This window comes from Selenomonas sp. CM52 (genome assembly GCF_000292955.1).
Lineage (GTDB): Bacteria > Bacillota > Negativicutes > Selenomonadales > Selenomonadaceae > Selenomonas.
Map to the genome: position 1 here is coordinate 40,177 of NZ_ALNM01000047.1, position 9,151 is coordinate 49,327.

7 protein-coding genes are annotated in these 9,151 nt (G+C 61.5%); all 7 read left to right on the forward strand.

Annotated features, from left to right (window positions below; genetic code table 11):
• Positions 1–254: 254 nt before the first annotated feature.
• Entirely contained in the window at positions 255–3,950 is a 3,696-nt protein-coding gene (locus HMPREF1153_RS11130) for a nitrate reductase subunit alpha (RefSeq protein WP_037370647.1), read from the forward strand.
• Positions 3,940–5,361, forward strand: coding sequence for a nitrate reductase subunit beta (narH, locus tag HMPREF1153_RS11135; RefSeq protein WP_009647033.1), 1,422 nt, complete (start codon positions 3,940–3,942; stop codon positions 5,359–5,361). The genes HMPREF1153_RS11130 and narH overlap by 11 nt, the downstream gene beginning before the upstream one ends.
• The gene (gene narJ / locus HMPREF1153_RS11140) at positions 5,361–5,885 is read left to right on the forward strand and encodes a nitrate reductase molybdenum cofactor assembly chaperone (RefSeq protein ID WP_009647024.1); all 525 of its coding nucleotides are present in this window, start codon (positions 5,361–5,363) and stop codon (positions 5,883–5,885) included. The genes narH and narJ overlap by 1 nt, the downstream gene beginning before the upstream one ends.
• Positions 5,882–6,565, forward strand: a complete 684-nt coding sequence (gene narI, locus HMPREF1153_RS11145; RefSeq protein ID WP_009647051.1) for a respiratory nitrate reductase subunit gamma — start codon at positions 5,882–5,884, stop codon at positions 6,563–6,565. The genes narJ and narI overlap by 4 nt, the downstream gene beginning before the upstream one ends.
• Before the next feature lie 11 nt (positions 6,566–6,576).
• Complete coding sequence (locus tag HMPREF1153_RS11150) at positions 6,577–7,611, forward strand: molybdopterin-binding protein (RefSeq protein ID WP_037370653.1); 1,035 nt, start codon at positions 6,577–6,579, stop codon at positions 7,609–7,611.
• Between the two features lie 8 nt (positions 7,612–7,619).
• Positions 7,620–8,846 carry a molybdopterin molybdotransferase MoeA gene (gene glp, locus HMPREF1153_RS11155; RefSeq protein ID WP_009647048.1) on the forward strand — a complete coding sequence of 409 codons (1,227 nt, stop codon included), beginning with the start codon at positions 7,620–7,622 and terminating at the stop codon, positions 8,844–8,846.
• An 87-nt stretch (positions 8,847–8,933) separates the two neighbouring features.
• Positions 8,934–9,151: radical SAM protein (locus tag HMPREF1153_RS11160; RefSeq protein WP_009647025.1), on the forward strand; the 218-nt coding region annotated here is incomplete at its 3' end.

Consider the following 9,151-nt stretch of genomic DNA (forward strand, 5'->3'; position numbering starts at 1 on the left):
GGAAAAACTCCTTTCTTCGGTGAAAATCATTATACCATATCATCTTAGTATAGCATAAGAAAAGCGACTTGCAGTAATATTTATCACTGCATATCCCATATTCGACAGAAAATTTTTCATCTGTGATATTTGTTACAAGACAAATCCGAGAAAATTTTGCTATAATAAATCGGATTAGAGAAGTTAGAGAAGTGCGGATGAAAATATCCGTATTCTTTAAGGAAACGAGATTTCCTCAGGAGGGAGATGGAGAAGTGAGCAGCATTTTCCAGAAGTTCCGTTATCTTATCCCGAAGGAGCGGACGGCGAGCGGCCACCAACAGATTCATGAGGGCGGGCGCGACTGGGAGAACATGTACCGCGACCGCTGGTCGTTCGACAAGCGGGTGCGCTCGACGCACGGCGTGAACTGTACGGGGTCGTGCAGCTGGAACATCTATGTGAAGGACGGCCTCGTGGCTTGGGAGAACCAGGCACTCGACTATCCGGAGACCGCGCCCGACATGCCGGATTTCGAGCCTCGCGGCTGTCCGCGCGGCGCTTCGTTCTCGTGGTATCTCTACAGCCCGCTGCGCATCAAGTACCCGTACCTTAGGAGCGATCTCGCTGAGCTTTGGCGCGAGGCGAGAAAGAATCATAAGACGGCGCTTGAGGCGTGGCGCAGCATCGCCGACGATCCCGCGAAGAAGAAGCGCTACAAGGCGGCGCGCGGCATGGGCGGCTTCGTGCGCTCGAATTGGGATGAGGTGTCGGAACTCATCGCCTCGTCGCTTCTCTACACGGTGGAAAAGTACGGTCCGGACCGCAACTTTGGCTTTTCCGTCATTCCCGCGAAGTCGATGCTCAGCTATGCCGCAGGGCTTCGCTTCATGCAACTCATGGGCGGCGCGGGGCTTTCCTTCTACGACTGGTACGCCGATCTGCCGCCGGCAAGCCCGCAGGTCTGGGGCGACCAGACAGATGTGCCGGAGTCGAGCGATTGGTACAATGCGGGCTACATCATCACATGGGGCTCGAACGTGCCGCTGACGCGCACGCCCGACGCACATTTCTTGACGGAGGTGCGCTACAAGGGCACGAAGGTCGTCTCCGTCGCGCCCGACTACGCGGAGTCGACGACGGTCGCCGACACGTGGATCAGCCTGCACACGGGCAGCGACGCAGCGCTCGCCATGGCGATGGGGCATGTCATCCTGAAGGAGTACTACATCGACAAGGAAGTGCCGTTCTTCGTCGACTATGTGCGCCGCTTTACGGATTTCCCGTTCCTCGTGCTCCTCGACGAGAAAGAAGACGGCAGCTTCCTGCCCGGACGCTTCCTCAACGCGAAGGATATGGGACGCGCCGACGAGAAGCACGCCGACTTCAAGTTCTACGTCGTGGATGAGATGACGGAAAGACTCGTCGTGCCGAACGGCACGATGGGCGACCGCTGGGATCGTCAGGCAAAGTGGAATCTCAAAGAAGAGGACAGCGACACGGGCGAGGCGATCAAGGCGCGTCTTTCCGTCCTCGACATCAAGGATGAGGCAATCGAAGTCACTCTGCCGTACTTCGGCACGGAGCGCGAGGAAATGCTCCTGAAGCGCATGGTGCCGGTCAAGAAAATCAAGACGGCGGCGGGCGAGCGCCTCGTGACGACGGTCTACGACCTGACGATGGCGAACTATGCGATCGATCGCGGCCTCGGCGGCGAGGCGGCCTCGTCCTACGAGGATGATGTGCCGTACACGCCGCATTGGCAGGAAAAGTACACGGGCGTCTCGCCCGAGCTTGCCATTCATACGGCGCGTGAGATGGCGGACAACTCGATCAAGACGGACGGCAGAACCATGGTCATCATGGGCGCGGGCATCAACCACTGGTACAATGCCGACATCATTTACCGCACGATCTTGAACCTCCTGCTCTTCGTCGGGGCGGAAGGCAGGAACGGCGGCGGCTGGGCGCACTACGTCGGGCAGGAGAAGCTGCGCCCGGCGGAGGGCTGGGCACGCGTCATGACGGCGACGGACTGGCAGCCGGCGGCGCGCCTGCAGAACAGCACATCGTTCTTCTACTTCGGCACCGATCAGTGGCGGAGCGACGAGATCGACACGCAAGAGATTGTCGCGGCGACGGGCAAGCCGCGCTACCGCCACCCCGGCGACTACAACGTGCTCGCGGCGCGACTCGGCTGGCTTCCGTTCTATCCGACGTTCAACAAGAGCGGGCAGAAGATCATCGACGAGGCGAAGGCAGCGGGTCATGAGGATTTCGAGGACGTGAAGAAGTTCGTCGCTGAAAGCCTCAAGAAGGGCGAGCTGAACTTCTCGGCGGAAGATCCCGACGCGCCCGAGAACTTCCCGCGCAACCTCTTCATTTGGCGTGCGAACCTCATCACCTCGTCGTCGAAGGGGCACGAATACTTCCTCAAGTATCTGCTCGGCACGAAGAACGGCCTTTTCGCCGAGGAGAAGTGCCCGACGCGCCCGACGGAGATCCGTTGGCGCGAGGAGCAGGAGATCGGTAAGCCCGGCGGCGCGGCCGAGGGCAAGCTAGATCTGCTCATCGACCTCGATTTCCGCATGGCAGGCTCGGCACTCTATTCCGACGTCGTGCTGCCGACGGCGACGTGGTACGAGAAGACCGACCTTTCTTCGACGGACATGCATCCGTTTGTCCATCCGTTCCAGCCTGCCGTCGATCCCTTGTGGGAGGCGCGCACGGACTGGGACATCTTCCGCACGCTCGCCGAGGCCGTCTCGCGCGTCGCCAAGGAAGCGGGCATGAAGCCGTACACAGATGTCGTCGCCGTGCCTCTGCAGCACGATACGGAAGGCGAGACGGCGCAGCCTGAAGGCAGGATTCGCGACTGGAAGAAGGGCGATTGCGAGCCGATCCCGGGCAAGACGATGCCGAACCTCGTCAAGGTGGAGCGCGACTATACGAAGGTTTACGAGAAGTGGATCGCGCTCGGCCCCAACGTGGAGAAGGGCATGGGCGCACACGGCCTCTCGTGGGAGTCGAAGGAGGACTACGAGGAGATCCGAAAGCGCAACGGCGTCATTGAAAACAAGGATTTCGTCTCCTACGGTATGCCGTCGATCTTCGAGGCGCGCCAGGCCGCCGACGCCGTCATGGGGCTTTCGTCGACGACGAAAGGCTCTGTCGCCGTGCGCGCATGGCAGTCGATGGAGAAGCGCACGGGTCTGACGAATCTCACGCGGCTTGCCAAGGATCGCGAGATCGAGCGCTTCACGTTCGATCAGGTCGCCGTGCAGCCGCGCCAGACGATCACGACGCCGACGTTCACGGGCAGCAACCGCAATCGCCGCTACACGCCGTTCACGACGAACGTCGAGGAGCTCGTGCCTTTCCGCACGGTGACGGGACGCCAGTGCTTCTACGTCGATCACGAGCTCATGCAGGAGTGGGGCGAGGCGATGGCGACGTACCGCCCGATCTTGGAGAACCGTCCGATCGAGAAGAAGCTCGGCGAGGGCAAGGAAATCACGCTGCGCTATCTGACGCCGCACAACAAGTGGAGCACGCACAGCATGTACTTTGACAGCCAGCAGCTCCTGACGCTGTTCCGCGGCGGGCAGACCGTGTGGTTCAACGAGAAGGACGCCGCCGATATCGACGTCAAGGACAACGACTGGGTCGAGCTTTACAACCGCAACGGCGTCGTCGCCTCGCGCGTCGTGACTTCGCCCCGCCTGCCGCGCGGCGTCGTATTCATGCACCACGCGCAGGATCGCCACATCAATGTGCCCGGCTCGAAGATTTCGGGCACGCGCGGCGGCACGCACAACACGCCGACGCACATCATGATGAAGCCCACGCACATGATCGGCGGCTACGGGCAGTTCAGCTACGGATTCAATTACTACGGCCCGACGGGCAACCAGCGCGATGCCTACGTCGTCGCGCGCAAGATGAAGGAGGTCGATTGGCTTGAGGATTAAAGCGCAGATAGCGATGGTCATGAACCTTGACAAATGCCTCGGCTGCCATACTTGCTCGATCACGTGCAAGAACGTCTGGACGAACCGCGAGGGTGCGGAGTACATGTACTTCAACAACGTCGAGACGAAGCCGGGCATCGGCTACCCGAAGAATTGGGAAGATCAGGAGAAGTGGAAGGGCGGCTGGAAGGTCAAGGACGGCGAGCTTTCGCTCGCCTCCGGCGCGAACAAGGCGGTGCGCCTCATGAAGCTCTTCTACCATCCCGATCAGCCCGAGCTTGACGACTATTACGAGCCGTGGACATACGACTACGAGACGCTGATCCATTCGGGCCGCAAGAACCATCAGCCCGTGGCGCGTCCGCGCTCCTTGATCACGCAGAAGCGCATGGAGATCAAGTGGGGGCCGAACTGGGAGGACGATCTCGCGAGCGGCGAGTCGGCGCGCAATGATCACAATTTGAAGAAGCTCGGCGAGAAGATCAAGCTGGAATTTCACGATCTCTTCATGAAGTATCTGCCGCGCCTCTGCAACCACTGTCTGAATCCCGCCTGCGTCGCCGCGTGTCCTTCGGGCGCGATCTACAAGCGCGACGAGGACGGCGTCGTCCTCATCTCGCAGGACGTCTGCCGCGGCTGGCGTCACTGCGTGCCCGCCTGTCCGTACAAGAAGATCTATTACAACTGGAAGTCGAACAAGGCGGAGAAGTGCGTCTTGTGCTATCCGCGTCTGGAAAACGGCCTGCCGACGGTCTGCACCGACACCTGCGTCGGGCGCATCCGCTACATGGGCGTGATTTTCTACGACATGGACAAGGTGGAAGAGGCGGCGAAGACGGAGAATGCCGCGCATATTCCTGCGAGCGAGCGCGGCATCTTTCTCGATCCGCACGATCCGGACGTGCAGAAGGCGGCGCGTGAGGCGGGCATTTCCGATGCGTGGATTCATGCGGCGGAGCGTTCGCCCGTCGACAAGATCATCCGTCAGTGGCAGATCGCTCTGCCGCTTCACCCTGAGTACCGCACGCTGCCGATGGTCTGGTACATCCCGCCGCTCTCGCCGATTTTGAAGCATGTGGAAGCGGATGTCTACCTGCCCGACGCGGCGGACATGCGCATTCCGCTCGAATATCTGGCGCAGCTCTTTGCGGCGGGCGACGTCGCCGTCGTCAAGAATACGCTCGCGCGGCTCTTGGAAATGCGCACGGTCATGCGCTACAAGGAAACGAAAGAGTCGCTTCCCGAAGAGCTTTCCCTGCATGAGGCGGAGTACGAGAAGATGTACCGCTTGCTTGCCATCGCCAAGCGCAAGGATCGCGTCGTCATTCCGGCGGGACTGCAGGCGGAGACGCACGAGCGTCTGCGTGAGCTGCAGGGCAGCGCGGGCTATGTCTGCCCGGGAGGTTGCTGATGGAAGAGTACAAGAAGCTGCTGAAGCTCGCGGCATATCTTTTGGAGTACCCGAGCGAGGCGTGGTGGCAGGATTTCGACGCCTACCGCGCCGCGGCGGCAGAGATTGAGACGAAGCAGGCGCGAGAGGTCTTGGAAGAGCTTTTTGACTACGCGCAGGAGCTTGGCAATAAGGCTTACGAAGAGCAATATGTGCGCTCTTTCGAGTTCTCGCCGAACACGAATCTTTATCTGACGACGCAGGATCGCACGGACTTCGGCAAGCAGGCGAGCGAGATGCACGTCTACAAGCAGCTGTTTCTCAAGAACGGCTTCGACACGCAGAATGAGCTTCCCGACTATTTGCCGGCGCTCTTGGAGCTTGCCGCCGCCCTGCCCGAAGAGAAGGCGGCGGAGGTCTTTCGCACGATGAAGGACAAGCTCAAGCTCCTGCGCGACCGCTTCATCGAGGCGAAGCTCGCCTATGCTTTTCTTTTGGACGTCGTGCTCATGCAGGCGGAGAGATGGGAAGGGGATGCAGCATGAATGAGTTCTTTTGGGGCGTACTGCCCTACATCGCTTTCACCGTGCTCATAGGCGGCACGATAGCGCGCTACGTCTTGATGGAGCGCGGTTGGACGACGAAATCGAGCGAATTTCTCTCGAAGAATGATTTGAAGATCGCCGGCCCGATGTTCCACCTCGGCCTCTTCATGGCCTTGGGCGGTCACATCATCGGCGTGCTCATCCCGAAGGTCTGTACGGAAGCGGCGGGAATCAACGAGCATCTCTATCACATCATCGCGCTGGCGGGCGGCATACCGGCGGGCATCCTGTTTTTCTTCGGCTTCCTGCTGCTCTTGAAGCGCCGTTTTCTGGGCAAGGACTACATGCAGGTCAATACGTCGCGCATGGATCGCTGGCTCTACCTCGTGCTCTTCCTCGCCATCCTGACGGGCTGCGCGGGGACGCTGTCGAATGCCCTGGGCGGCTTCGCTTTTGACTACCGCGCGACGATTTCGCCGTGGTTCCGCTCGCTCCTTGCGTTCTCTCCCGACGTTTCGCTGATGGAGGGCGTGCCGTTCGTGTTCCGCGCGCACATGCTGCTGTGGATGGTGACGGCGATCCTCTTTCCGTTCACGCGCCTCGTGCATTGCCTGAGCTTCCCGTTCCTCTATCTGACGCGCAGCCCCATCGTCTACCGCAGGAAGGAGAGCCGCTCGTGAGCGCCTTGGCGATGCAGGAAATCTCTGTGGAAGATGCGGTCGGGCAGATCCTCTGTCACGACATCACGGAGATCGTGCGCGGCGTGAGGAAGGGTGCACGCTTTCGCAAGGGGCATGTCGTCGAGGCGGCGGACATCCCCGTGCTGCTCTCTTTGGGCAAGGAGCATCTCTACGTCTGGGAAAACGACGGCACACTGCTGCACGAGAACGAAGCGGCGGAGATCCTGCGCGGCTTCTGTCAGAACGAGGGAATGGAAGCCTCTGAGCCGAAAGAGGGCAAGATCGAGCTTCGGGCGCTTCATGACGGCATATTCGCCGTCGATGCCGAGCGCTTCCATCGGCTCAACGATTTTGATGACATCATGGTGGCTTGTGCGCCGCAGTACATGGCGGTCAAGAAGGGCGATCTGCTCGCGGGCATGCGCGTGATTCCGCTCGCCGTAAAAAAGGATTTGATGGATGAAGCGGCGCGAGCCGTCGGCGATGAGCCGATCTTTCGGCTTCTGCCGTACCGCTCGCTGAAGGTCGGCGTCGTGACGACGGGATCGGAGGTCGCGCACGGCAGGATCAAGGACACGTTCACGCCTGTCCTTGCGGCGAAGCTTCGCGGCTTCGGGCTTTCGGTCAACGAGCACCGCATTTCTGACGACGCCTTGGAGCACACGCAGGCGGCGATCGAGGAGCTTCTTGATCGCGGCATGGACATGGTGCTGTGCACGGGCGGCATGAGCGTCGATCCCGACGACCGCACGCCCGCCGCGATCCGCGCTGCGGGTGCGGAGGTCGTGACGTACGGCGCTCCCGTTCTGCCCGGTGCGATGTTCCTGCTCGCCTATGCCGAGCGCGACGGGCGCACAGTGCCCGTGCTCGGCCTGCCGGGCTGCGTCATGTACAGTGCGGCGACGATCTTCGACATCGTGCTGCCGCGCATCTTGGCGGGCGAGCGCGTGACGCGCCGCGAGATCCGCCGCCTTGGACTCGGCGGGCTGTGTCTCGCGTGCGAGACGTGCCACTATCCGCGCTGCACCTTCGGCAAGTGGGAGTAGGTGGAGCGATGCAGGACATATCATTGGAAAAGGCGCAGGAGCTTCTTTTGCGCGAGGTGCGCGAGATTCCGCTGTCGGAAGCCGAGTCCGTGCCGCTTCTCGCGGCGCTCGGGCGAAGGCTTGCCGAGGACTGCTGCGCCGCCTTCGACCAGCCGCCGTTTGACCGCTCGCCGCTCGACGGCTATGCGCTCTTGGCTGCCTGTACGCAGGGGGCGTCGGCGGACGCTCCCGCGCGCTTTCGCGTCATCGGCGAGGAGTGTGCGGGCAGCTTCTTCGCCGGCAAGGTGGGCGCGGGCGAGGCGCTTCGTCTGATGACGGGCGCGGCGATGCCCGAGGGCGCGGACACCGTCGTGCGGCAGGAAGACGTGCGCGTGGAGGGCGAGGAAATTCTCGTGCCTTATGCGCTCAAGCATCACGAGAACTTCTGCTTTCGCGGGGAGGATGTGGAAGAAGGCGCCGTGCTCGCCAAGGCGGGCGATCGTCTGACGGCAGCGCACATCGCCGTCCTGGCGGGGCAGGGGAGGAAGCGTCTTCCTTGCGTGCGCCGCGTGCGCATCGTTTTGGCGAGCACGGGCGATGAGCTCGTCGAGCCGGGCGAGCCGCTCTGCCCCGGCAAGATCTACAACAGCAATCTCTACTTGCTCGCGGCAAGGCTCAAGGAGATGGGATTCGAGGCGGAAATCCTCGGTGCGCTGCCCGACGATGCGGAGGAGGTTGCGCGTGCGCTCGTGAGTTCTGCCGAGCCGCCCGACCTCGTTCTGACGACGGGCGGCGTTTCCGTGGGCAAGAAGGACATCATGCACGACGTCGTCAAGGAACTGAATGCCGAGCGCCTTTTCTGGCGCGTTCTGATGAAGCCTGGAGCGCCCGCAATCGGCTATACGTTTTCGGCGGCGGGCGACTCGCGCCGCACGCTCGGCATCGCCCTGTCGGGCAATCCGTTTGCCGCTTCGGCGACGTTTGAGCTTCTCGCGCGTCCCGTGCTCGCCAAATTGACGGCGCAAGACGCGCTCTTGCCGATGCGCCGCCGCGCCGTCTTGCGGGACGGCTTTTCCAAGGCGAGCCGCGGCAGGCGCTTCGTGCGAGCGCAGTATGCGCAGGGCGAGGTGCATCTGCCCGAGAAGCATGCTTCCGGCGTGCTCTTCTCCGCCGTCGGCTGCAACGCGCTCGTCGATATTCCCGCCGGCTCGCCGCCCCTTGCTGCGGGTGCGGAGGTCGATGTCATCTTGTTGTGAAATTGTTGTGCGTTGATTGCGAGTTTGCCGATGCGTCTGCGCCCTTTGGGTCTGATTATCGGATATTCGTGGTAAGAGAGGCGTCGTATGCTTGATTTTTATCGCCGCAAAATCGAATATGTGCGCATTTCCGTGACGGATCGCTGCAATTTGCGCTGCCGCTACTGTATGCCCGCAGATGGCGTGGAGAAGCTCTCCCACGCGGACATTCTGTCCTTCGAGGAGATCGTCCGCGTCGTGCGTGCTCTCGCGCAGCTCGGCATACGCAAGGTGCGTCTGACGGGCGGCGAGCCGCTCCTTCGGCG

Excerpts from the sequence above, each read along its gene's own strand:
- narI (WP_009647051.1), top strand. The coding sequence starts at position 5,882 with ATGAATGAGTTCTTTTGGGGCGTACTGCCCTACATCGCTTTCACCGTG.
- HMPREF1153_RS11150 (WP_037370653.1), top strand. The coding sequence starts at position 6,577 with ATGCAGGAAATCTCTGTGGAAGATGCGGTCGGGCAGATCCTCTGTCAC.
- narJ (WP_009647024.1), top strand. The coding sequence starts at position 5,361 with ATGGAAGAGTACAAGAAGCTGCTGAAGCTCGCGGCATATCTTTTGGAG.
- glp (WP_009647048.1), top strand. The coding sequence starts at position 7,620 with ATGCAGGACATATCATTGGAAAAGGCGCAGGAGCTTCTTTTGCGCGAG.